This window comes from Streptomyces sp. NPDC059256 (assembly GCF_042753785.1).
Taxonomy (GTDB): domain Bacteria; phylum Actinomycetota; class Actinomycetes; order Streptomycetales; family Streptomycetaceae; genus Streptomyces.
On sequence record NZ_JBHYZO010000016.1, the window covers coordinates 90,548 to 112,781 of the forward strand.

General features: G+C 70.7%; 16 protein-coding genes and 1 pseudogene. 6 read left to right on the top strand and 11 right to left on the bottom strand.

The window, feature by feature from the left end:
• The first annotated feature begins 103 nt into the window (after positions 1-103).
• Complete coding sequence (locus ACFXJL_RS26665) at positions 104-1,672, top strand: amidohydrolase (protein WP_384696436.1); 1,569 nt, start codon at positions 104-106, stop codon at positions 1,670-1,672.
• 22 nt (positions 1,673-1,694) lie between these two features.
• Here ACFXJL_RS26665 and ACFXJL_RS26670 read toward each other — a convergent pair whose 3' ends face one another.
• From ACFXJL_RS26670 to ACFXJL_RS26680, 3 genes are all read right to left on the bottom strand, one after another.
• Positions 1,695-2,582 carry a phosphatase PAP2 family protein gene (locus tag ACFXJL_RS26670; protein ID WP_384696439.1) on the bottom strand — a complete coding sequence of 296 codons (888 nt, stop codon included), beginning with the start codon at positions 2,580-2,582 and terminating at the stop codon, positions 1,695-1,697.
• Positions 2,583-3,011: 429 nt separating this feature from the next.
• Positions 3,012-4,610: an alpha-amylase family glycosyl hydrolase gene (locus tag ACFXJL_RS26675; protein ID WP_384634521.1), complete on the bottom strand. Its 1,599-nt coding sequence runs from the start codon at positions 4,608-4,610 to the stop codon at positions 3,012-3,014.
• 389 nt (positions 4,611-4,999) lie between these two features.
• Positions 5,000-5,761, bottom strand: coding sequence for a TetR/AcrR family transcriptional regulator (locus ACFXJL_RS26680; RefSeq protein WP_384696443.1), 762 nt, complete (start codon positions 5,759-5,761; stop codon positions 5,000-5,002).
• A 101-nt stretch (positions 5,762-5,862) separates the two neighbouring features.
• Between ACFXJL_RS26680 and ACFXJL_RS26685 the strand changes: the two are divergent.
• Positions 5,863-5,919 (top strand): annotated as a pseudogene (locus ACFXJL_RS26685) (hypothetical protein); the annotation flags it as partial.
• On the opposite strand, the gene ACFXJL_RS26690 reads toward ACFXJL_RS26685, so the two are convergent.
• Complete coding sequence (locus ACFXJL_RS26690) at positions 5,914-7,797, bottom strand: hypothetical protein (protein ID WP_384634527.1); 1,884 nt, start codon at positions 7,795-7,797, stop codon at positions 5,914-5,916. The pseudogene ACFXJL_RS26685 and the gene ACFXJL_RS26690 overlap by 6 nt on opposite strands.
• 478 nt (positions 7,798-8,275) lie before the next feature.
• Between ACFXJL_RS26690 and ACFXJL_RS26695 the strand changes: the two genes are divergently transcribed.
• Complete coding sequence (locus tag ACFXJL_RS26695) at positions 8,276-9,109, top strand: helix-turn-helix transcriptional regulator (protein WP_358879452.1); 834 nt, start codon at positions 8,276-8,278, stop codon at positions 9,107-9,109.
• Here ACFXJL_RS26695 and ACFXJL_RS26700 read toward each other — a convergent pair.
• Both ACFXJL_RS26700 and ACFXJL_RS26705 read right to left on the bottom strand, forming a co-directional pair.
• On the bottom strand, positions 9,099-9,524 hold the full coding sequence (locus tag ACFXJL_RS26700) for a hypothetical protein (protein ID WP_384696447.1): 426 nt from the start codon (positions 9,522-9,524) through the stop codon (positions 9,099-9,101). The genes ACFXJL_RS26695 and ACFXJL_RS26700 overlap by 11 nt on opposite strands.
• Positions 9,525-9,962: 438 nt before the next feature.
• The gene (locus ACFXJL_RS26705; protein ID WP_384696450.1) at positions 9,963-13,055 is read right to left on the bottom strand and encodes an alpha-N-acetylglucosaminidase; all 3,093 of its coding nucleotides are present in this window, start codon (positions 13,053-13,055) and stop codon (positions 9,963-9,965) included.
• Between the two features lie 117 nt (positions 13,056-13,172).
• Between ACFXJL_RS26705 and ACFXJL_RS26710 the strand changes: the two genes are divergently transcribed.
• Positions 13,173-13,679 (top strand): hypothetical protein, encoded by a 507-nt coding sequence (locus tag ACFXJL_RS26710; RefSeq protein WP_358879455.1) that lies wholly within the window; start codon positions 13,173-13,175, stop codon positions 13,677-13,679.
• A 140-nt stretch (positions 13,680-13,819) separates the two neighbouring features.
• On the opposite strand, the gene ACFXJL_RS26715 is transcribed toward ACFXJL_RS26710, so the two are convergent.
• The 3 genes from ACFXJL_RS26715 to ACFXJL_RS26725 all read right to left on the bottom strand — a co-directional run bounded on the left by ACFXJL_RS26715 (position 13,820) and on the right by ACFXJL_RS26725 (position 17,471).
• A complete protein-coding gene (locus tag ACFXJL_RS26715) occupies positions 13,820-15,331 on the bottom strand; it encodes a DUF1996 domain-containing protein (RefSeq protein WP_358879456.1) in 1,512 nt (503 codons plus the stop codon).
• 245 nt (positions 15,332-15,576) lie between these two features.
• Positions 15,577-16,224, bottom strand: a complete 648-nt coding sequence (locus tag ACFXJL_RS26720; protein WP_384696453.1) for a LuxR C-terminal-related transcriptional regulator — start codon at positions 16,222-16,224, stop codon at positions 15,577-15,579.
• Entirely contained in the window at positions 16,209-17,471 is a 1,263-nt protein-coding gene (locus tag ACFXJL_RS26725) for a sensor histidine kinase (protein ID WP_384696456.1), read from the bottom strand. Before ACFXJL_RS26725 ends, ACFXJL_RS26720 begins: the two co-directional genes overlap by 16 nt.
• Positions 17,472-17,726: 255 nt before the next feature.
• Here ACFXJL_RS26725 and ACFXJL_RS26730 point away from each other — a divergent pair, with 255 nt between their 5' ends.
• Complete coding sequence (locus ACFXJL_RS26730; RefSeq protein WP_384696459.1) at positions 17,727-19,868, top strand: MMPL family transporter; 2,142 nt, start codon at positions 17,727-17,729, stop codon at positions 19,866-19,868.
• Here the strand turns inward: ACFXJL_RS26730 and ACFXJL_RS26735 are convergent.
• Positions 19,860-20,144, bottom strand: a complete 285-nt coding sequence (locus ACFXJL_RS26735) for an antibiotic biosynthesis monooxygenase family protein (RefSeq protein WP_358879460.1) — start codon at positions 20,142-20,144, stop codon at positions 19,860-19,862. The genes ACFXJL_RS26730 and ACFXJL_RS26735 overlap by 9 nt on opposite strands.
• Before the next feature lie 282 nt (positions 20,145-20,426).
• On the bottom strand, positions 20,427-21,422 hold the full coding sequence (locus tag ACFXJL_RS26740; protein WP_384696462.1) for an NAD-dependent epimerase/dehydratase family protein: 996 nt from the start codon (positions 21,420-21,422) through the stop codon (positions 20,427-20,429).
• Positions 21,423-21,569: 147 nt separating this feature from the next.
• Between ACFXJL_RS26740 and ACFXJL_RS26745 the strand changes: the two genes are divergently transcribed.
• Complete coding sequence (locus tag ACFXJL_RS26745) at positions 21,570-22,208, top strand: hypothetical protein (RefSeq protein WP_384696465.1); 639 nt, start codon at positions 21,570-21,572, stop codon at positions 22,206-22,208.
• The last annotated feature ends 26 nt before the right edge of the window (positions 22,209-22,234 follow it).

Sequence of the window (22,234 nt, forward strand, 5' to 3'; positions counted from 1 at the left end):
CCGTGTCTCTTCCCTGAACCCACGGCAGAGGCTACATTGCCAAAACCGAAAGGCTTTAGGTTTATGGTCTGACGTCCACCGACCTCCAGTGAAGGAGTGCCCCGTGCCCGCTGCCGACATCATCCTGACCGGCGCCCGGATCCACACCCTGGACCCCGCCCGACCCCGGGCGACCGCCGTGGCGATCAAGGACGGAACCATCACCGCGGTCGGTGACACGGCGGACGTACGGGACTGGAACGGCCCCGGCACCGAGACGGTCGACCTCACTGGCGCCACCCTCACCCCCGGACTGACCGACGCCCACAGTCACCCCATATGGGGCCTGGAACTGGCGACGGGCATCGACCTCTCCGGCGTCGGTGACCTCGCGGCGCTCCTGGCGGCACTCAGCAGCGCACCCCGGGTCGACGGCTGGGTGCTGGGCTACGGCCTCGACCACAACGCCTTCGAGGGCCGCCCCCTCCACCACGCCCTGATCCAAGGCGCACTGAACGGCGCCCACGCCTACATCCGGCTGTACGACGGCCACTCGGCGCTCGTCGGCGAAAGCGCCCTCGAACTCGCCGGGATCGATGGGCCGCGCACCTTCGACCAGCGGGCCGAAGTGGTCTGCGATGCCGAAGGACGACCCACCGGCCATCTGATAGAGCACGCGGCCATGGACCTCGTCGCCCCGGTCCTGCCGCGGACTCCGCAGGCCGAACGCGGGACGCAACTGATCGCACTCCTGTCGGCGATGGCCGCCACCGGGCTCACCTCGGCCCATGCGATGGACCTCGGGGGAGGCGCGCTGGAGTTGCTCCCTGCGGTCGAAGCGGAGGCGGACCTCCCGTTGCGCCTGCGGCTCGCACCCTGGTGCATGCCCGGCGCATCGGACGACGACCTCGCCGAACTGATCGCGCTCCAGCGGCACCGGGGCCGCAACTGGCGCGTCGGCGGCGTGAAGTTCTTCATGGACGGCACGGTCGAGGGCGGTACGGCCTGGCTGGAGCAGCCCGACTGCCACGGCCAGGGCGCGGATGCCTTCTGGCCCGACCCGAAGGCATACAGCGCGGCAGTGCGAAGGCTGCATGAAGCGGGGGTGCCGACCGCGACCCACGCCATCGGTGACGCCGCCGTTCGCCATGTGCTCGACACCGTCGAATCGTTGGATGGCGGAGGCCCGCGCCACCGCATCGAACACATCGAAACCGTCCCGGACGACCAGATCCCCCGATTCGCCCAGCTGGGCGTGGTCGCCTCCATGCAGCCCCCACACACCGCGTTCACCCGCGCCGACCACACCGACGAGTGGTCACAGCGACTCGGCGGCGAACGTGCGTCACGGGCCTGGCGCTGCCGGGATCTGCGTGATGCCGGTGCGGTCCTGGCCATCGGCTCCGACTGGCCGATCGCCCACTTCGACGCCCGCCAGGTCCTGGCCATGGGCCGCCACCCCAAGGGCGCGTCCCGGGACGCCGGGCTCACGGGCCTGATGGCGCTGGAGGGGATGACCACGCACGCGGCGTACGCGGCCGGTGAGGAGAGCGCGGCGGGTCGTGTCGCGGTGGGCCACCGCGCCGACCTGACCGCCTTCGGCCTCGACCCGGTCGCGTCCACACCGGACGAGCTCGCCGACGCCCCGATCCCCCTGACGATCACGGCGGGCCGGATCGTCCACCGGGCCTGAAGACCCGCGCCGTCGGGGTGGCCTACTGGCTGGTCCAGGCCCTCGGCTGGCGCAGGCGCTTGGGTGCCCTGTCATTGATCGGGAGCTTCGGCAGCTGGTGCGGGAGTGCGCGGTACCAGGCGTAGGAGAGGGCGAAGCCGAAGGCCAGGCAGATTATTCCGCCCACCGCGTCCAACCAGAAGTGGTTGGCCGTCGCCACGATCACGATCAGTGTCGCCATCGGGTAGAGCGCACCGAGGATCTTCGCCCAGGGGGTCGATGCCAGGGCGAAGATGATCAAGCCGCACCACAGGGACCAGCCGATGTGCATCGACGGCATCGCCGCGTACTGGTTCGACATGTTCTTCAAGTCGCCCGATGCCATCGATCCCCAGGTCTCGTGGACCAGGACGGTATCGATGAAGTTCTGGCCGTTCATCAACCGAGGAGGGGCAAGCGGATACAGGTAGTAACCGACGAGGGCGACACCCGTGGTGGCGAAGAGGACGAGTCGCGCGGCTGCGTAGCGGCCCGGATGCCAGCGGTAGAGCCACACCAGCACACCGATGGTCACGATGAAGTGCAGTGTCGCGTAGTAGTAGTTCATGCCCACGATCAGCCATGTCACCGAGTTCACGGCGTGATTGACCGACTCTTCGAAGGCCAGGCCGATCGCCTTCTCCGCGTCCCAGATCCAGTCGGCGTTCTTCAGCGCCTGCGTCTTCTGCTCCGGGACCGCATTGCGAATCAGCGAGTACGTCCAGTAACTCACCGCGATCAGCAGGATTTCGAACCAGATGCGGGGACGGCGTGGAGAACGCAGGTCCTTGAAGCGCGCAAAACGGGAACGGGGCGCTTCGGCATCCTCGTCCACCATGGGTGACGGGGTGGCCGTCTGGTCTTCCAGAGTCTTCACGGTCGCTTCACCCATGGGACGAGAGTCTGCCAGATGTGCGCCCACCCATCGATCATCCCTCGGTCTTGGATGGGACGCACCCGCTCCCCCTTATGGACGAGTCGGTCGTGCCCCCTAGGCCGGGGGCGAACCCGGAGTGACCCTGGGGAGCCGTCGTGCTCGCACCCTCGAAGGGCCAGCTCAGACGGGTGGACGCGGACACGATACGCGGCCGTGGCCCTTCCGGGCCACCAGGGGTGGGTGCCTCAGCAGTGGCATCCGTCCCATGGCTCGCCCTGGGTGCCAGCCGTCCACCGGGCCACGCGGAGCGTATGGATCAAGCCAATCTCGGCGAGCTATGGCCAGGCAGGGAAGCGGTACCCGGCGCTCCGGGGAGCGGGCCACGGCGTCGGTACCCCCTCGACGGTGGGCGCTGTTCGATGGGAGCTGCATGCTTCGCCGCGGTCAGACCGTCCACCATGCGCAACTCTCCCCCGGCAGTCGTACGACGTCCGCCGCGGGTGTCAGTTCCACCGAAGAGAGCGCGAGGCGCCCCGGCGTGGGCAGTTCGACGGGGTCCGCGAGAGTGTTGAGCGTGCAGACCACCCCGGACCTTCGGAAGACCAAGGTCCCCGCGGGGCTCTCCAGCCACTCCAGCTCGCCGTCGCCGAGACCCGTCAGCTGTTTGCGCAGAGTGATGGCCGAACGATACAGCTCCAGGGTGGACCCCGGTTCGCCGCTCTGCGCCGCCACGGAGAGCGCCTTCCAGCCGTCCGGCTGGGGCAGCCAGCTTCCGCCGCGCCCGAAACCGTACGGAGGGGAGTCGCCCGACCACGGCAGGGGTACGCGACAGCCGTCCCGCAGCCCCTCTTGCCCGTCACCACGGAAGAACGCCGGGTCCTGGCGTACCGAGTCCGGTAGGTCTACCTCCGGGAGGCCGAGTTCCTCGCCCTGGTAGACGTAGGCGGACCCGGGAAGTGCCAGGGTCAGCAGGGCCGCGGCCCTGGCCCGGCGCAGTCCCCCTTCCCCGCCCCCGTAGCGGGTCGTGTGGCGCACGACGTCGTGGTTGGAGAGGACCCAGGTGGTGGTGGCGCCCACCGAGGTCGTCGCCGCCAGGGAGGAGTCGATCACCTGCCGCATGGCGCTCGCGTCCCAGGCGCAGGTCAGGAACTGGAAGTTGAACGCCTGGTGCAGTTCGTCGGGTCGCACATACAGGGCGAGCCGTTCCGCCGAGGGCGCCCATGCCTCAGCGACGCCGATGCGCTCACCGTCGTACGAGTCCAGGAGCCTGCGCCAGGAGCGGTGGATCTCGTGCACGCCGTCCTGGTCGAAGAACGGCAGCACCTGGGCGCCGATCATCTTGGCCTGCTCGCGGCGGCCGATGTCCGGCATCCCCTCGGCCTTGATCATTCCGTGGGCGACGTCGATGCGGAAGCCGTCGACCCCGAGGTCGAGCCAGAACCGCAGGATCGATTCGAACTCCTCGTGTACGGCCGGATGCTCCCAGTTGAGGTCGGGCTGCTCGGCCGCGAACAGATGGAGGTACCAGTCGCCATCGGCCGTACGGGTCCACGCGGGACCACCGAACACGGACTCCCAGTCATTGGGCGGAAGTTCTCCCTCCGCGCCGCGACCGGGCCGGAAGTGGTAGCGGGCGCGCTCGGCCCCGCCGGCGAGCGCGGCCCGGAACCAGGCGTGCTGGTCGGAGGTGTGGTTCGGCACGATGTCCACGATCACCCGCAGGCCCAGCCGGTGGGCCTCGTACACCAGGGCCTGTGCGTCGGCGAGATTGCCGAAGAGCGGGTCGACCACCCGGTAGTCGGCCACGTCATAGCCGCCGTCCGCCTGGGGCGAGCCGTAGAAGGGGGTGAGCCAGACGGCGTCGACGCCCAACTCGGCGAGGTGGGGAAGCCGGGCCCGGGCGCCGGGCAGATCACCGATGCCGTCGCCGTCGCCGTCGGCGAAGGAGCGCACGTACACCTGGTAGATGACGGCGTCCCGCCACCAGTTCGTGGCGCGGGGGACGGGTTGGTCCGTGCGGGTGCGAGCGAGTTCCTGGGTCATGGACGTTCCCTCGTGAGGATGGGTACGGCGTCACAGCTGCCGTGGTGGCCGACACGCACGGGGGATGCTTTCCCCTCATCTGCGGGTCAACGCGCCCCTGTGTTCCCGGATGCGGCAGGATCGGCTGCCTTCGGGGTCTTCCGCAGGGCGCGCGTACGGAGCCTTCAGCGCCGTCGGGTGCGGTTGTGAGCCGGTCCCGACCCCGGTCCACCCCGTACCTGAGGGTGGCGGGCAGCCGGGTGGGGAAGGGGTACCCCTTTACGAAGGTTTACGAAGTTCCTATCGGCTTTACGAAGGTGCTATCGGCGCGGATCGATATCCGGCGCGTTATCCGGCGCGTTCAGGATTCGTTCGCCTGCTTCCTCCCGGCCGGTGGCCGGTAGGGAGGGTCAGCCGTTGCGCGGCGCTGGGACCGTGTCGTCCGCGGTGTCGGCAGTGGCCGGGACGGCGGTGACGGCTGCCGCGGGGGCAAACGCCAACAGGCGCTCCAACAGATCCGCGAACGGCCCCTGCCCCGGCTCCTTGGCCAGCATGTCGACGATCACCCGCGCCATCTCGTCGTCGTACGCCGCGCTCACCGCGCACAAGGCGCCGAAGTCGTGCACCAACTGCAACTCCAACTCGGCGCGCGGGATCTTCCGCCCGTCCAGCCAGAGCAGCGCGGTCGATTCGGCGAGCGCCACCCATGAGCGCACCACCAGGGTCAGCCGAACCGGTGGGGACTCGATGCCCAGATGGCTCATGATCTGTTCGTACGCGGCCTGCCGCACCTCGTCGATCATTGCGTTGGTCGTGGTGGAGCCGATGGCCGGGCCGCCGCGCATCAGCGCGGAGAAACCGGGACCGTGGTGGTCCACGAAGTCGAAGAAGCGGGTCATGACCCGCAGCAACCGTGCGCCGAGGGGGCCTTCCTGCGGTTCCACGAACCGGGCGGCCAGGTCGTCGGCAGCACGGCGCAGCGCCGCCTCGTACAGACTCTGCTTGCCGGGGAAGTAGTGGTAGACCAACGGCCGGGAGATGCCGGCCGCGGCGGCGATCTCATCGATGGACACCTCATCGGGTGAGCGCGAACTGAACAGCTCCAACGCAACGCCGATCAGCTGCTGTCTGCGCTCCTCGACACCCATCCTGCGGCGAACCCCGGTGGTCATGCGAACACCCTACCGATGCCATACGCGCATGTGTTCTATAGGTGGCCTGATGTCGGGCGCGCGGGCATGTGCTAGAAGCACCTTCCGCCCCGGGCCCTTCAGTGTTCCGGATCGCCGTTGGTACGGGTGGATCGCCGCTCCTTTCGAACCCGTCACCCCAAGGCGCCCACCCGGGCGCCGTTGAGCAGGACGCCCGTCAACTCGGCCCGTGCGCCCTGCTGGGCGCGGATCGCCAGGAGTCGCCCCGGCGCCCGCCCCGTGACCCCGCCCGTCGCCGCGAGCGAGGCGAACCGGTCGCTTCCCGCGGCCAGCACATACCAATCGCCCGACGGCGACCGCCACACCACACCCGCGAGCGCCTTAGGATCGCGCACCCCACAGGCCGCTGAGTCGTCGGACCGCGCCACCACCGCACCCATCGGCGCCCCGGGCGCCTGGAACTGGGCCAACACCCGACTGCCCCGACCGCGCCAGGTCTCCGCACGCAGACACAGCCATGACGCGGTGCCGGCCGACCGGGGCAACGGCTGCTGCGCATAGCGCCAGAGGTTCACCGTGCGCACACCCCGGCCCCGGACCTCCGGCAGTAGACAGGCCGTCGACGCCCAGACCGGCAAGGACGTCCGTGGGCGCACGTCCTGCGGGGCCGTCGGCGGGCCGAAGGTCAGCCGGGCCGGAGTCAACTCGCCCAGATCGGTCAGGAACCGGTCCACCGTTCCGTCCGCGATCTCCAGCGTCTCCCACGTTCGGCAGGTGCGGGCCTGCGCGGGGCTCGGCAGCGGTCGGGTCACCCCGTGCGCATCCCGAGGCAGCAACCGGGCATCGACGGCCGGGGCGAGGAGGTCCCGTACCGACACCTTCCGTACCCAGGGAGCCGTCAAGTAGCGGACGTTCCCGTCCGTGCGTCCCACCACCAGCGCGTCCGACGACAGGGCCTCCGCCCCATCGGTCCTGGCGAAGTCCAGTGCCGCACCCCGGGTCGAACCGGTCGGCTCGGCATAGCGCACCACCCGCAGACCGTCGTGCAGCAGCACCACCCGGACTTCGTCCACCAGGCCCGCGTAGAGCAGATGGGCGGGGCCCACCGGCGGTCCGGGGGGCGTGGTCGGTGTCGCCGACACCCGCACCGAACGGCCCGGGCGCGCCCACACGCTCAGGGCGCGCCCCAGGAGCGAGCGGTCCTCGGCCAGTTCCCCGCGCGCCGGCCACACCGAGAAGTCCAGCCGGGACGACTGCCGCCACACCGTGGGCGAGACCCGTACCAGCCGTTCGGGGTCCAAGGCCCGCTCGGCGGCGGGGTTACGGGCGTACGGCGGGGCCGCAGCACCGCGCTGCCCCCATCCCTCACCCGGCATCCCGAGGAGCGCACCGCACACCGCGAGCGCAGCGGCGCCCACCACGGTGGCCCGGGCGTGCTGGCGGCGGCGGATCAGATCGGGCGGCCGGACCTGGAGCGAGCAGGGGTCGAACTCCGTCGACGACAACAGGGCCCCGGCCCGGGGGTCGGCCCGGTGGGCTGTGGCGGCGTCAGTCACGGCCGCATCCGTGTCCTGCGCCCCTGCGGTGTGCAGTACCTGCCGCACCTCGTCCTCGTCCAGGCCCTCCAACTGCCCTAGTACGTACGCGGCGCGGGCCGGCCCGGAGAGCCGGGCGAGACGTCGGTCGAGGGCGAGTTCATCGGCGCCGCCCGAGCGGGGGAACACCCGCAGTCCCCAGATCCGGGGCAGCAGCGGTGGGAGCTGGGCGCGACGGGGGCGGGCGGACCAACTGAGCGGCAGCCCGGCTGCCAACGCCTGCTCGATCACCCGTGCCCGCAGATACGCGTAGCCGCTGCCGCCCTCGTCGACCCGGCCGCGCGGTAGCGAGCGCTGCACCAGGGCGTGGGAGGTCAGGACGCGGCGGTTGCGGCTGAGCGAGGGCGGCAGCACGAGATAGGCGATGCGTACGAGCCGGGGATAGTGCTCGACGAGGGCGGCCTCGGCGTGTTCGAGTTCGAGGGAGGTCCCGGGCGAGGGGATGGTGTCCTGTGAGCGCACGTTCAGCTGAACGAGCGAATCGTCGTATGGTCACCCACGGGCGGTGGCTGGCGAATCACCCACCCCAACAGCCCCATTGCGAGCACTTCCGGTGCGCGGTTCACGACCGGGTGCCGCCCTGGGGCGTTCGAGGGGCACAGTCACGGCCGGCCCGACCTGGACCAACCGGCACCGCAAACGGGCCGAAGGGCCTCAGGCCCGCCGAGACCTCGGCCCTCCGAGACCTCGGGAACAGCAGGAACAGCAGGAACAGTGGGGAGCGGAAGGTCGGCAGGGACCGCAGTCGGCCGAAAGGCCGCAGGTTGGGAGACCGGCGCCTGCGGCCCGGACGGGCTCCGCCGGGGGCGGGCCGTCCGGAACGGTCGCTTCCGTCGCTGGTCCGCGGACGGACACCCGGGAAGGCACCCGGCCCGTCACCCGCGCGGCCCGAGGAAATGCACCGGTGGAGCAGGCCGCCGGCCGTACTACGGTCGGGGGCATGACTACTCTCGCGTCCGACACCGGTGTGGGTCCCCTGCTGAGGGGCTGGCGGGAGCGGCGGCGGGTCAGCCAGCTCGAACTGGCCCTGCGCGCCGACTCCTCGGCCCGGCACATCAGCTTCGTCGAGAACGGGCGTTCCCGCCCCAGCGAGGAGATGATCCTGCGGCTCGCGGAGCACCTGGACGTCCCCGTACGGGAACGCAACGCGCTCCTGCTCGCCGGTGGTTACGCCCCCCGGTACACCGAGACGTCGTACGACGACCCCTCCATGGGCGCCCTGCGTGAAGGACTCCAGCAGCTGCTCCACGGCTACGAGCCGTACCCCGCGATCGTGGTGAACGGGGTCTACGACGTGGTCGCGGTCAACCTGGGGATGACCAGGCTGCTGGAGGGGGTCGCCGATCACCTGCTCACGCCACCGCTCAACGGGATCCGCATCGTGTTGCATCCGGAAGGCATGGCCCCGCGGATTCTGAATCTCCGCCAATGGCGTTCCCATCTGCTGCACCAGATGGAGAACCAGATGTCCCTGGTGCGTTCGGACCCGCTGCGCAAGCTGTACGACGAGGTGGCCTCTTACCCCTTCCCCGACGGCCATCCGGACCACGGTCCGGGAGGGGCCGACGCGTCGGGCGACCCGGGCCCCGGACCGGCGATGCCGTGCTTCGCGCTGCCGCTGCGGATCGCGCACCGGGGACGGGAGCTGTCCTTCGTGTCGTCGATCTCCACGTTCAACACCCCGATGGACGTGACGGTCGCCGAGCTGGCCATCGAGACCTTCCTCCCGGCGGACGCGGCGACCGTCGACCACCTGCGTTCCCTCAGCGCCTGATTCCGGACCCGGCCCGCAGCGCACCCCAGTAGAGACCGGCGAGTCCGGCGGGCACGAGGGCCTGGAGGACGATCCAGACGGTGCCGACGGCGCTCGGGTCCAGCCAGAGGAAGGGAGCGGCGAGACTGAGGGCGGTCCATGCCAGATTGACTTCGATCACCACCTTGACCGCACCGGCGGGCGGCTCCCTGCGGGCCACGATCAGGGCGACACCGATGGTGAAGAGGACGAGGAAGGCCCCGCTGCCGAGGAGGACGTCCGGGTCCACCCCGAGCAGTCTGCCCACCGGGCCGGAGGCGGCGAGGTAGACCGCCGCGGTGGGGGCGGTGACCACGGCGTCGACGGCGAGGAAGCGGCGCAGCATCGTCAGGGGCTCGGTGGTGCGGGCGATGCCGGTCAGGAACGTTGCGGACATGGGGTTCGGCCTCCTGCGGAGTCGTGACCTCGGTGCGGGTCCCGGAGCTTGGGACCCCGAGGGGGCCGGCCCCGGACGGAGTGCGCCGCCCGGGTTCCGGTGGCACAAGGCTGCATCCAGGGGCGGGGCCTCGTCGATTACGCGGGAGGTAATGGGGGTGCGGGCCCGGTGCCCCGGGCGGGGCCGCCGGGCGTTGTCTGCAACACCGTGCAAGGCGCCTCCGGGCCGCGGCCGTTCGCGCCGGGAATCCGCGCAGGGCGGGGCGGTCGAGTGGTCACACGGCCGCATGCCCTCACCAGCCGAATCCCCGCACACCCCGTCCGCCGCTCATGACAGCCAGCCCGCCAGGCGGTCTCCCGCCTGGCACCACCCCACCACCTTGACCAAACCCATAGGGGCACCCCGGCCGCGGGGCCCGACCCGGGGAGCGGCGGAGCCTCAGCCGCCGGTGACCTCCCAGCCGCTGAAGTTGACCGTCCCGCGGGCGCCGCTGCCTCCGTTTATGGCCGTCATGAAGAACCCCACGTCCTGGCTCGATGCCGCGCCCGCCACCGAGACCGTCGCCACCGTCCGCCAGGTGGCGCCCCCGTCCACCGAGCAGGCACCCGTGAGCGAGGTCCCGGCCCCGCGCGTGAGCCGCAGGAGCACGGGAGCCTTCACCCCCGTGATCCGCCGGTAGGTGTCGAGCGTTCCGTCGCCGTTGGAGTCGTAGGACAGCGCCACGCCCTGGCCCGGGGTCACCGCCAGATTGGCGAACCCCGGATCGCCCGGAGTGCCCAGCCGATTGCGCACGATGATGCCGGCCCGTGCCCAACTGGCCGTACGGTCCTGGGAGTCCACCCGAAGCGTCACGCTCGTGCCCTGGCGCAGTACGCCCTCCCGGTAGGCGGTCCCGAACTGGGCCGTACCCCGCCACAGGTCATGGCCCGCGCCGTTGATGGCGAAGCGCTGCTCGAACTGGCCGAAGACCGCGGCATTGCTGGTGAACGTGCGCCACGGGGTGTCCAGCGGCGCGGCGATGTGCACCGCCCCCCGTTGGGTCACCGACACCCGATCCTCGCCCTGTGGCCCGTACCGGGTGCGCAGGGAGTAGGGCAGTGGACGCAAGGGCGCGGTGAGCGGCTCGGTGGGTGCGGTGACCCGCCAGGAGACGGTTCCGGTGCCGCCCGCCGCTACCGCCGCCACCGATGCGGGGCCCTGCGGTTCGGGCGTGACGCCGTCGACGGTCAGGTCGAAGTCGACGGCTCCGGTGGCCCGCAACCCGTTGAGGTTGCGGAAGGAGGCCGTCACGGTCCCCGAACTGCCCGGGGTGAACGCGGCCGGGTCCACGCTCACCGAGGCGAAGCCTTGGTAGGGCGCGGTGGTGAGGGTCTCCAGCACCCGCTGGGCCGTGCGGTGTGCGTCTCCGGTCGGGCGGACCGGATAGGTGCGCCGGTCCTTGGTCCATGCTTCCTCGGCCGCGTACCAGTCGATGGCCTTGGGGGCGCGGTTCTCGCCCAGCGCGGCGACGAGTTCGGCGAGGTACGCCTCCCACTGCGGTACGTGGACGTCGGCGAGCAGTCCGTGCCAGTCCCGGTTGGCGTAGTTGCTCAAGTGGCCGGCCACCACCCGGTCGCCCCAGGTCGTGACGAGGACACGGGCTGTGCGTTCGAGCTCCACGGCCTCCTGCGGACTGGTCGCGAACCGTTTGGCGTCCTCCAGCCACGGCCCGAGGAGGAACGAGCGGTGGCAGCCCGCCATGGTGTCGCTGAGTCGCATCAGCTTCAACCAGAGCGCCGACAGCGCCTTCAGGGTCTCCACGTCCTTGTCGGCGTAGGCCGCGCGCAGCGGGAGCTGGAGGGTACGGGAGCGGTTGGCGAGCGCCTGGCGGGCCACATCGGTGAGGTCGTGGCGGTAGGCGTCGTTGTCGCGCAGTTCGGGGCGGACCTTGAGGAGCTGCTCCAGGGCCCGGTCGAAGGCGGCCGGGTCGAAGGCCGTGCCGATGGCCGATGTGAGGTTGGGGCGGCGGCCGAAGTGGGAGTCGAAGGGGCGGCCGTCGGTGCTGGTGAGCTGGTACGCGGTCGTGGCCAGCGCCGCGAAGGCCGCTTTTGCCGCCGGGTCGTCACCGCCGTAGCGGATGGTGGCGTACTCGGCGAACCAGGCGGTCCGGTCGATGGGCTCCGTGCGCCAGGCGAGCTCGCTGAAGAGTTCCAGGGCGGCCGGGTCCCGTTCGGCCGCCTCCGGCATGTAAGCGGTCCCGACCAGGGCGCTGCCCGGTTTGTCGCGCCAGGCGGTGAACTTGGCCGTCCAGCGGTCGGTGTTCGCTCCGATCGTGGTCCGGCCGCCGAAGTTGGGGATCGTGCCGAAGGCGTAGGGCGCGCCGCCCCACTCCGTGTCCCGGTCCGTGACCGTGTCCAGGTCGGACAGTCCGTCCACGATCAGCACCCGATCGGTGTCGATCGCGTCCAGCAGCGCAGGGCGCGGGTTGGACTGCCAGCCGAGGATCACCCAGGTCGCCTCGGGGCGGGCGGTGCGCAGTGAGGTCTCGACCGCGCGGGCCGCATCCGCAACGGGTACGTCACCCGCGGTGCCGCCCTCGTGCAGCAGGTCCATCTTGAAGTAGTCGATGTCGCCGAACAGTTCCCTCTGGTGGCGGTAGTAGGCGGCGGCGATCTCCGTGAAGACGGTGGTCCGTGGGTCGAGCCAGTCGGGTCGGGGCAGTCCGTTCCAGGTGCCCTGCGGGATGACCCGGGCGCCCGGGTTGCGGGCGACGAAGCCGTCGGGGACGGTCCCGAAGTATCCCGGCAGCACCGGCCGCATGCCCAGTTGGCGCAGCCGACCGACGATCTTGCGCCCCAGTTCCGTGCGGGCCGCCAGCAGTGCGGGGGAGACCGGGCCGCCGTACTCGCTCATGTTCTGGAGCAGCCACCACGGCTGGTGGGAGGGGGCCGGCAGCCAGGTGTCGGCCTCGGTGTCCGAGTAGCCGAAGTCCTTGAGCAGCCGGTGGTAGACGGCCTCTTGCCCGGGGGTGACCAGGACCTCGTTGCAGCCGTGCAGGGCGAGGACGTCGATCAGACGCTCCCAGCGCGCCCAGTCGGCGTAGGGCGCGGTGTAGCCGTCGTGGGTGTCGTTGTAGGAGAAGCGGTGGGGCACGGTTGCCCGCTGCTCCAGGGTCCTACGGGGCGCGGGGAGCACGACGGGCAGGTCGAGCTGGCTGCCCGACCAGGAGATGTGGGCACGGCAGACGTACTTGAGGTACCAGTGCACACCGGTGAGCAGTACGGCGGGAGAGGTGCCCGAGACCTCGATCCGGCCGGTGGTGCCGGTGACCTTGAACCGTTCGGCGCCCTCGATCGCCGTGAGCCGGAACTGGTCGGCGTGGTCCGGGAGGAGTCGTCGCAGCGCGGTGAGCGCCGGAGCAGTGCTGAAGAGGGCCCTGCGCAGCGGGTGCCGGGTCAGCGCCGCGGCGCCGGGGGCGGGGCCGGCGAGTGCCGCTCCCGCACCGATGGCTCCCGCGGTGCCCAGGACCGCACGTCTCGACAGTTCGGACATCAGGATTCCTCCGGCTGGCCCGTATCCGTGATCGCGCAGTGACAGTAGGTGCGCGCGTGGCGCACGTTACTCGGCGTTCGCCCGCGGGGAAGCGCGGTGCGGGGGCACGATGGCCGGATGCGGACGAGGACGAAGATCCGGCGCGGGCGTACGGCCCGTACGGCATGGGCAGTTGTGGCACTCGCGCTCATCACAGGGTGTTCCTCGGGCGGTGACGGCGATCGGCGTGGCGACGGCGACAGTGCGCCCTCGCGGCGCGCGAGCTCTCCCGCGCCGGCCGTCGGCACCCTGGAGCAGCTGGCGGCGCGGGCGAGTTGCACACCGAACGTCCAGACGGACGCGGAGGAACTGCGACAGGCGAACTGCACCACGTCCGACGGCAGGTATGTGCTGACGACCTTCGCCACCGACCGCGGACTCCACGAATGGATCACCGAGGCCAAGGACTACGGGGGCACCTACCTCGTGGGCCGCCGCTGGGTCGCCGTGGGCGACGAGAAGGTGATCACGGCGCTGCGCGGTCGGCTCGGGGGCACGGTCGAAAGCGGCTCGCTCCACCACTCAGGGGGAAGTGGGGGGAGTGGTGGTGGGGGGAGCGATGACCATTCGGACCATGGGAGCTGACCGCGCAGGACTGGGGGGCGCCGCCGAACGGCGGCGCCGGGTGTGCCGTGAGGGTCATGGACCGGGCGTACCGCGGTCCGGTCATGCCGGATGGCCGGATCGGCCCCCGCGCCAAGAGGGGCCGATCCGGCCTGCTCAGATCACCGGCACTTCTCGCCCCGGTTGATGCAGCCGACCATGCGATCCATCAATTTCCTGTCGAAGACGTTGATGAAGTCGCCGTGGTCGGTGACCGGCTTGTGCAGCTGCTCCGGGAAGGAGTCCACGGCGAAGCCCGGCCCCGGCGGAACCTTGTAGACGATCCGCTGGACGAGCTGGGGGATCGCCTTGAAGCCCTGACCACAGCGGCCGTTGCGGTCGGCGAAGGCCACATGGGTGCGGTGGTTCGCGCTGTCGGTGTTCCGGCCGTCCCAGCAGCTTTGGAAGTTGAAGGTCCGCACCACCTGGCTGCCGCTCGGGCAGATCGGGTACTTGTCCTTCAACTGGCGGTCCTCGAAGCCGGTACAGCTCCAGGAGGCGTTGGCATTGCCCGGACCGTTGACGAACGCCTTGGCGTCGCCGGTGATGATGCGCAGGAACCGGGGCATCGCGGTGACCTTGCCGACCGCGCTGCCGCGGAAGGTCAGGGACACCTGGGTCGGCGTCTGGATCTCGCCGACGTTCTTGTCCCTGCCGCCACCGTCCTGGTTGGCGTCGCTCTCGGCCCGACCGTTCTGCACGCGCAGGACGGGCCAGTAGTAGGAGGACCGGTCCCCGCGGTTGCTACAGGTCGTACGGGCCCTCGCCAGGTCCTCGTCGCTCGCGAAGGCGTCGTTGCCCTGGTTCCCGATGTAGTCGTGCATGTGGTGCGCCCCATTGGAGACACCCGGTGCGACGATCACATTGTCGGAGTTGAACAGGCCGGCCGCGTTCACGCCGCAGTTGGACGAGAACGTGCCCCGGGAGGAGCCCCGGCGCTGTTGGGCGCTCTGCACATTGGGGCGTACGGAACGGATGTCGACGAAGTCCGAGCGCACGGGACCGTTCCCGCTCTGGCCGCTGCCGCCCTGACCGTTGCCGGGTGGGCGGGGGCGGTTCGGGGGACGGTTCCCGTTCCCGTTGCCACCGCCGGGCCGGTTGCCCTTCACCTCGTTGTCGTCATCGTCGTCAGTTTCAGGGCCGTCATTGTCATCGTCGTCGTCAGCAGCCGTACGCATGGTGCACGCCGCCATGCCCTGCATGCCCCGGGGCTGCGCGCCGTTGCGTTCGATGGCGGCGACGATCCGGTCGATGCTCTTTCGGCGGTCGTCCTGCAACGGGTCGAGGATCGTCTCATCGGCGACCGCGGGGTCGCTCTGGACCTGCTCTCTGCGCTCGTCGAACCGCTGGTAGGCATCGGCGATCTGGGTGTCCATCGCCGCCATTTCCCGATCCACCTCGGCCCGTGCCGGAGGCGGCATCTCGCGTGGCAGCCCGTCCGCGACCTCGGGGCAGTCGATGGTCGACACCTGCCGTCCGGCGTATGGGTTCTGCGCCTTCTGGCCGGAGCGGCCTTCACCCGCGGAGGCGTTCACATTGACGGCTACCAGCCCACCTCCGCCCAGGATCAGCGCCAACGTCGAAACGATCGCACGGTTCGCCAGCTTCGAGCGTTTTCTCGTCTTGCGTCCCAAGGGAACTCCTCTGCTTCGTCGCCGGGGAGATGGTCGTTTGAGGGTTCTCGCAGGTTCCCCGGCAGAGGGAGAAGCGCGCCGTTCCATACGGACCGGGCCGCGGGGGTGTTCACCCCGGAGTGGAATTCGGAGGAAGGTACAGCGTCAAAACCGACACCAATGAACAAAGGGGTCCGGTGTGAGGTGGACGGTCGGGAGCCGGGTCGCCCCTCGGCTCTTGCGAGTGACGAGCCGTGCCGGCTCTCTCAGCCCCGGTCCAGATACGCCAGCACGGCCAGCACCCGCCGATTGTCGTCGTCGGAGACCGGGAGCCCGAGCTTCCCGAAGATGTTGGACGTGTGTTTGGCCACCGCCCGCTCGGTGACGACCAACTGGGAGGCGATCGCCGCATTGGAACGCCCCTGCGCCATCAGCTCCATCACATCCCACTCGCGTGGGGTCAATCCCCCCAGGGGCCGGTCCTTCGCACGCCGGGTGAGCAGCTGGGAGATCACCTGTGGGTCCATGGCCGTGCCCCCCGCCGCCACCCTGCGCACGGCGTCGATGAACTGGTCGGCGTCGAAGACCCGGTCCTTGAGGAGGTAGCCGACCCCGCCGTCCCCGTCCGCGAGGAGTTCTCGCGCGTACAACTGCTCCACGTGCTGGGACAGGACGAGCACCGGCAGTCCCGGTCTGGCCCGTCGTGCCGCCAGCGCGCACTGGAGGCCCTCGTCCGTGTGGGAGGGCGGGAGACGGACGTCGACCACGGCGATGTCGGGTTTCCCTCCGGCCAACGCCTCGGTGAGCTCCGGGCCGCTCTCCACGGCGGCCACGATGTCGAAGCCGTACGCCTCCAACAGCCGCACGAGACCGTCGCGCAACAGGAACAGGTCCTCGGCTAGGACAACGCGCACGGGATCTCCATCGTGACCATCGTCGGTCCGCCCACCGGCGATGAGACGGCGAGCACCCCGTCGAAGGTGCCGAGCCTGCGTTCCAGCCCGCTCAGCCCCGACCCGGATGCCGGCGATGCGCCGCCCCTGCCGTTGTCGGTGACGGCGATCCGCAGGCCGCCCGTCCCATGGCTGATGTCCACCCAGATCCGATCCGCACCCGAGTGCTTCACCGCATTGGCGAGTGCCTCGCTCACCGCGAAGTAGGCCGCCGACTCCACCGGTGCGTCAGCGCGGCCCGTCAGTTCCACGTCGACCTCGGTCCGCAGCGGCAGCCGCAGCGCGAGCGCCTTCACCGCATCCCCGAGGCCCCGTTCCGCCAGTACCGGGGGATGGATGCCGCGGACCAGGTCCCGAAGCTCCGCCAACGCCTCGGCCGAGGTCGCCCGGGCCCGGCCGATCAACTCCTTCGCCTGCGCCGGATCACGCTCGATCAGCGCCTCCACCGTGCTCAGGTTCATCCCCACCGCCACCAGCCGGGCCTGGGCGCCGTCGTGCAGATCGCGTTCGATGCGGCGCAGCTCAGCCGCTGAGGAGTCCAGTGCGTCGTGCCGGGTCTCGGTCAGCCGACCGATGCGCTGCTCCAGAGCGGCCCGACTCGGGGCCAACAGTCCGGCGATCGTGAAGTGGGTGCGGACCAGGAGGGGGTTGTACCTGAACCCGATGCCGATCAGCGCGACACCCACCAGCGCCGCGGCCACCGCCGTACTCGCACCGCCCACGGGTACGAACGTGTACCAGAAGGTGTGTTGCGACGACACCAGCGGCTTCCACAGGCCCAGGGGCAGCAACAGCCCGAAGACACCGTGGGCGAACAGGCCGGGGGCCACGACGGCGATGGTCGCACCGGCCGTGGAGTCCACGAACAGCCACTGCACATCCCGCCAGGTCGCCGGGTCCCGCAGCAGGTGCGCACAGCGCTCCACCTGCCCCGTCACACCCCGCCGCACATCCCGCGGCAGCGGCCGGTACCCGGCCGGTATCAGTACCCCGCTCCAATCGGCCGCCAGTCGCCTGCGCTGATCGGCATGGGCCCGCACCAGCGCCAACACCGCGGGGGTGGTCAGGACTCCGATCCCCACCACGGTCAGGGCCAGGGACACCACGGTCAGCACGAACAGCGTGATCGAACCGATCAGTGCCATCAGTGTCAGGACCAGTCCCCTGGCACCGGCGAGCAGCGACGCACGCACCGTCGTGGCGTTCATGGATCCCCCTCCTCGTCCCCGTGGTGAGCAGTCTGGCTCGCGGGCCGGATCAGGTCACTGGGCCCTGCCCCCGGCCGTGGGGTGGTGCTGGCACCACCCCGCACCCTCGCCTTTTGGCTCTGCGAACGGGGGGTTCGACGGCTGGGGGAGAGCGCCGCGGGTTTCTAGCGTCGTCGTCGAACGGCACGGGCCCATCGGCTCCGTCGCCAAGGCCCGGTGCCCATTTCGGCCCGACCCCTGGGGGGACTGAACGTCATGAGACGCAATCTCGCGGCTCGCATCGGTGTGTGGAGCGCGCGCCACCGCACGGCGGCCATCGTCGGCTGGCTGCTCTTCGTCGTGTTGTCCGCCGTGGCCGGCGGTGCGGCCGGAATCGTCGAGATGTCGGACTCGGAAGCGGGGGCCGGTGACTCGGCGCGAGCCCAGAAGATCCTGGAGGACGCCGGTCTGGACCGACCGGCGGGAGAACTCATCCTGATCAGCGCCGAAAAGGCCGGGGGGTGGCGGACCGCGGCGACCGAGGTCACGGCCGTGCTCAAGGCGAGCGGCGACGTCAGGACGGTGGAGCCGCCGTTGGCGTCCGATGGTGGACGCGAGGCGCTGATCCGGCTGGAGATGGCAGGCGATCCCACCACCGCGGGGGACCGGGTACAGCCCGTGCTCGACGCCGTACGCGAGGTGGACCAGAGCCACCGGGACGTCGAGCTGCACCAGTTCGGCGACGCCAGCGCGGACAAGCGGCTCGGTGATCTGCTCACCGACGACTTCCAACGGGCCGAACTCACCGCCGTACCCCTGGCACTGGGCATCCTGCTGGTCGCGTTCGGAGCGGTCGTTGCCGCGCTCCTGCCCGTCGGTCTGGCGTTGACCGCATGCCTGGCCGCCTTCGGGTTGCTGTCCCTGGTCAGCCACCAACTGCACCTCTTCCAGACGACCTACTCGGTCATGTTCCTGATGGGACTGGCCGTCGGTGTGGACTACTGCCTGTTCTACCTGCGGCGGGAGCGCGACGAGCGAGCCGCCGGCCGTGACGCCGAGACCGCGCTGCGGATCGCCGCCGCCACCAGCGGTCGGGCCGTGCTGATCTCCGGGGTCACCGTGATGGTGGCGATGGCGGGCATGTTCCTGTCCGGTCTGATGCTGTTCAAGGGGTTCGCACTCGCCACCATCCTCGTCGTCCTCATCGCGATGCTCGGCTCGGTCACCGTGCTGCCCGCACTGCTGTCCTGGCTGGGGGACCGAGTCGACGCCGGCCGGATACCGCTGCTGGGCCGTCGGCGCGCCCGGGCACACGGAAGCGGCGGCGCCTTCGCCGGAGCGGTCCTCACCCCTGTACTGGCGCGACCCAAGCTCTTCGCCGCCCTCGGCGTCATCGCCCTGCTGGCGCTCGCGGCCCCCGCGGTCGGCATGAAGACCGAACAGCTCGGGATGGAGAAGCAGTTCGGCTCCGACTCGCCGCTCTCCGTCGCCTACCAGCGCATCACCGACGCCTTCCCCGGGGGCCCCGAGCCCGCACGGGTGGTGGTGCGGGCCAACGACATCACCGCCGCACCGGTACGCGCCGCCCTGGCCGGCTTCGACCGGGTCACCGTGGACCGTGAGCACGACGTGGCGCAGATCGATGTGCCGCTGGCGGGCAACGGCAGTGACGCACGCTCCCGGCAGGCGCTGACCGAACTCCGCGAGCAACGGCTACCGGCAGCGTTCGACGGCACCGGAGCAGACGTCCACGTCACCGGCTCACTCGCCGAGTCCGTCGACTACAACCAGCAGCTCAAGCGCGGCATCGTCCCCGTCTTCCTCTTCATCACGGCCGTGACCTTCCTCCTGATGCTGTTCTGCTTCCGCTCCTACGTCATCGCCCTGACCTCGATCGTGCTCAATCTGCTGTCGGTGGCCGCCGCCTACGGAGTGATGGTCGCCGTCTTCCAACACGGCGTCGGCGCCGCCCTCCTGGGTACGGAGGCGGTCGGCGCGATCCAGAGCTGGCTGCCCCTGTTCGTCCTGGTGGTGCTGTTCGGACTGTCGATGGACTACCACGTCTTCGTGGTCTCCCGCATCCGGGAAGCGTGGGACGGCGGGGCCGACACCCAGACAGCGATCGGCGAAGGCATCCGCCGTACCGCGGGCGCGGTGACGGGAGCCGCGGCCATCATGGTCGCCGTGTTCGCGGTGTTCGGCACGCTCTCCATGCAGGACATGAAGCAGATGGGCGTCGGGCTGGCCGTCGCCGTGCTGCTGGACGCGACCGTGGTCCGCATGGTGCTGCTGCCGTCGGTGATGGCCCTGCTGGGCGAGCGCAACTGGCGTACGCCCAGGATGCTGCGCCGACTGCCGCGGATGGAGCACGGTGACGAGCCCGCCCCGACGGCGGCCGAGCGAGAGCCGTCACGCTGATTCGGCCGCGGTCACACGGTACTGCTGGACCTGCGCCTCCAAGATCGCCGCGGACTGGTCCGGGTCCGGCCCCGAACCCCGGAACCCGGCCAGCTCCGCTTCGGATGCCCACCGCTCGTACACGATGACCCGATCGTCCTCCAACGGGTCGGCCGCGATCACGAACTCCTGACAGCCGGGTGCGGTTCGGGCCGCGACCACGACCTCGCGGCACCCGGTCACATAGGCGTCCCGGACGAGCGGGTCGACCCGCAGCCAACCGGACACGATCACCATGGAATTCCTCCTTGCACAGCGCACGGACGGCCGGAGCGGTCCCGGCCCATGGGAACGAGACCGTACGGGAGGCAGGAACTCATCGGTGGGAGGGACTCATGCGACCGTCCGGCCGGACCGTGCACGGCAAGATCCGGCCGGTGACGCGGCGTCCAGCGCGCGACGATCGACATCCGCGCCCCACGGCCCGCCCGTGGGAGGGCGGAGACCTCCACCGCGCCAGGGCCGCGGGCCGCGCCCGAAGCCCAGGCGACAGCCGCCACGCAGGGACTCCGGGCCGCCTCACATCCCGAGGAGCTCCGCCTCCACCGACGGATCGAGCCCCACTCCCGGACGGTCCGGTCGCAGCGGCGCAGTGCCCCCGATCGACTGCATCCACGACCAGGTGTCGGCGACCGTCTCCACGGCAGGCCGGCAGGACAGGCCGGTGTCCAACGCCTTCGCCACCTCCAGCCCGTACACCGCCCGATGCAGCTCGGCGGCCTCCGACTGCGGCACCCAGATCGGCAGACCGCTCCACGGCACGACACCCGCCGCCAGGATCGGCGCCGGGTCCGTCCAACGCAGCTCGGCCGTCGACCCCGTGACCCGGACGCACTCCGTCAACAACTCCTCCATCGTCGAATGCGCCGGCGGGCTCACCAGGTTGTACGCACCGCCCAGCCCCGCCGCTGCCGCCGACAGGGTCCACTCGGCGAAGTCCCGCACATCGATGAACTGCAACGGAGTCTCCCGCGGACCGGGTGCGAGTACCGGACCCCCTCGGGCGATCCGCTCCAGCCACCACGGCAGCCGCCCCACGTTCTCCCGCGGCCCCAACAGCAGCCCCAGCCGGACCAGGAGCGTGCGGTCCGCACCGAACGCGTCCAGCGCAGCCAACTCCCCGCCCCGCTTGGCCTGCTCGTACGGCACGTCCACCGCATCGGGCGTCGCGACCACCAGCGGTGCCGACTCATCGCGGACGGCCACCGGAGGCCAGGCGTACACCGAACAACTCGACACATAGACATAGCGCCCCACCCGGTCGGCCAACAACCGGGCCGAGTCCCGCACCACGGTGGGCGCGGCCGACCAGGTGTCGACCACCGCGTCCCAGGTGCCTTCGGCGAGGGCGGCCAACCCGTTCGGTTCGGTCCGATCGCCCAGCAGCTCCCTCACCCCGGGCGGAGCCTGGTGCCTGCCCCGGTGAAAGACCGTCACTTCCCAGCCATGTGCCAGCGCCGCATCCACCACGGCCCGACCGGCGAACTCGGTACCACCCAAAATCAGAAGTCGCATGGGTCGACTGTGCACCTCCCTCCCCACGGTGAACAGGGATTCTGCTGCCAGAAGAGCGCCGCCGACGCTCCCGCCTGCCTCTTCGCTGAGATCGGATCACTCCCACCTCTCCCGCACCCGCCCGAGGGATGGCAGCATGTGCGCACCATGACGGATGTCCGGTCGCCACTGCGCGCCCTGCGAGCCGCACTCTTCGCGGCGATCTGCAGCTCCTTGGCTGCCATGGGGCATTCGTTCACATCTGGCCATGACCTACCGCTCCTGGTGCTGCTTCCGGCCGTTCCCGTGACCGCCGGCTGTGCCTGGCTCGCCGCCGGCCGACGCCGCGGCGCACTCTCCATCGGCCTCGGGCTGCTCGCCATGCAGGGCGCGCTGCACCTGTTCTTCAGCCTCGCCCAGAGCCATCGGGCGGCACCACCGACCGGCCACCACACGGCCTCGATGGACCACATGGCCACGGCGGTGCCGGTCGAGGCCGCCGCGCCGGGCCAGTCCTCGGCGACCATGCTCGCCGCACACCTGGCCGCAGCCGCCTTCTGCGCACTGTGGCTCGCCCACGGTGAATCCGCCTTCTTCCGGCTGACACGCACCGCCACCGCGTTCGCCTTCACCCCGCTGCGGCTGCTGCTCGCCGTCGGGCCCCTGCCGCAGCGCCCGCGGCCCGCACCGGTGCGGCGGGTACCCCTCATCCGCAGGCCGACCGTCCTCCTCGGCCACACGGTGGTGCGCCGTGGCCCGCCCACCCCGTCGTCGTCTCGCGCCACGGCCCCTGGAGCAATCGTCTGACCTGGGGCCGATCCCCCATGTCACAC

What these genes read in the sequence shown, in the direction of transcription:
- ACFXJL_RS26675 (WP_384634521.1), bottom strand. Translation starts at nt 4,610, where the DNA reads ATGACCCAGGAACTCGCTCGCACCCGCACGGACCAACCCGTCCCCCGC.
- ACFXJL_RS26740 (WP_384696462.1), bottom strand. Translation starts at nt 21,422, where the DNA reads ATGCGACTTCTGATTTTGGGTGGTACCGAGTTCGCCGGTCGGGCCGTG.
- ACFXJL_RS26730 (WP_384696459.1), top strand. Translation starts at nt 17,727, where the DNA reads ATGAGACGCAATCTCGCGGCTCGCATCGGTGTGTGGAGCGCGCGCCAC.
- ACFXJL_RS26680 (WP_384696443.1), bottom strand. Translation starts at nt 5,761, where the DNA reads ATGACCACCGGGGTTCGCCGCAGGATGGGTGTCGAGGAGCGCAGACAG.
- ACFXJL_RS26710 (WP_358879455.1), top strand. Translation starts at nt 13,173, where the DNA reads ATGCGGACGAGGACGAAGATCCGGCGCGGGCGTACGGCCCGTACGGCA.
- ACFXJL_RS26670 (WP_384696439.1), bottom strand. Translation starts at nt 2,582, where the DNA reads ATGGGTGAAGCGACCGTGAAGACTCTGGAAGACCAGACGGCCACCCCG.
- ACFXJL_RS26695 (WP_358879452.1), top strand. Translation starts at nt 8,276, where the DNA reads ATGACTACTCTCGCGTCCGACACCGGTGTGGGTCCCCTGCTGAGGGGC.
- ACFXJL_RS26700 (WP_384696447.1), bottom strand. Translation starts at nt 9,524, where the DNA reads ATGTCCGCAACGTTCCTGACCGGCATCGCCCGCACCACCGAGCCCCTG.
- ACFXJL_RS26705 (WP_384696450.1), bottom strand. Translation starts at nt 13,055, where the DNA reads ATGTCCGAACTGTCGAGACGTGCGGTCCTGGGCACCGCGGGAGCCATC.
- ACFXJL_RS26725 (WP_384696456.1), bottom strand. Translation starts at nt 17,471, where the DNA reads ATGAACGCCACGACGGTGCGTGCGTCGCTGCTCGCCGGTGCCAGGGGA.
- ACFXJL_RS26745 (WP_384696465.1), top strand. Translation starts at nt 21,570, where the DNA reads ATGACGGATGTCCGGTCGCCACTGCGCGCCCTGCGAGCCGCACTCTTC.
- ACFXJL_RS26735 (WP_358879460.1), bottom strand. Translation starts at nt 20,144, where the DNA reads ATGGTGATCGTGTCCGGTTGGCTGCGGGTCGACCCGCTCGTCCGGGAC.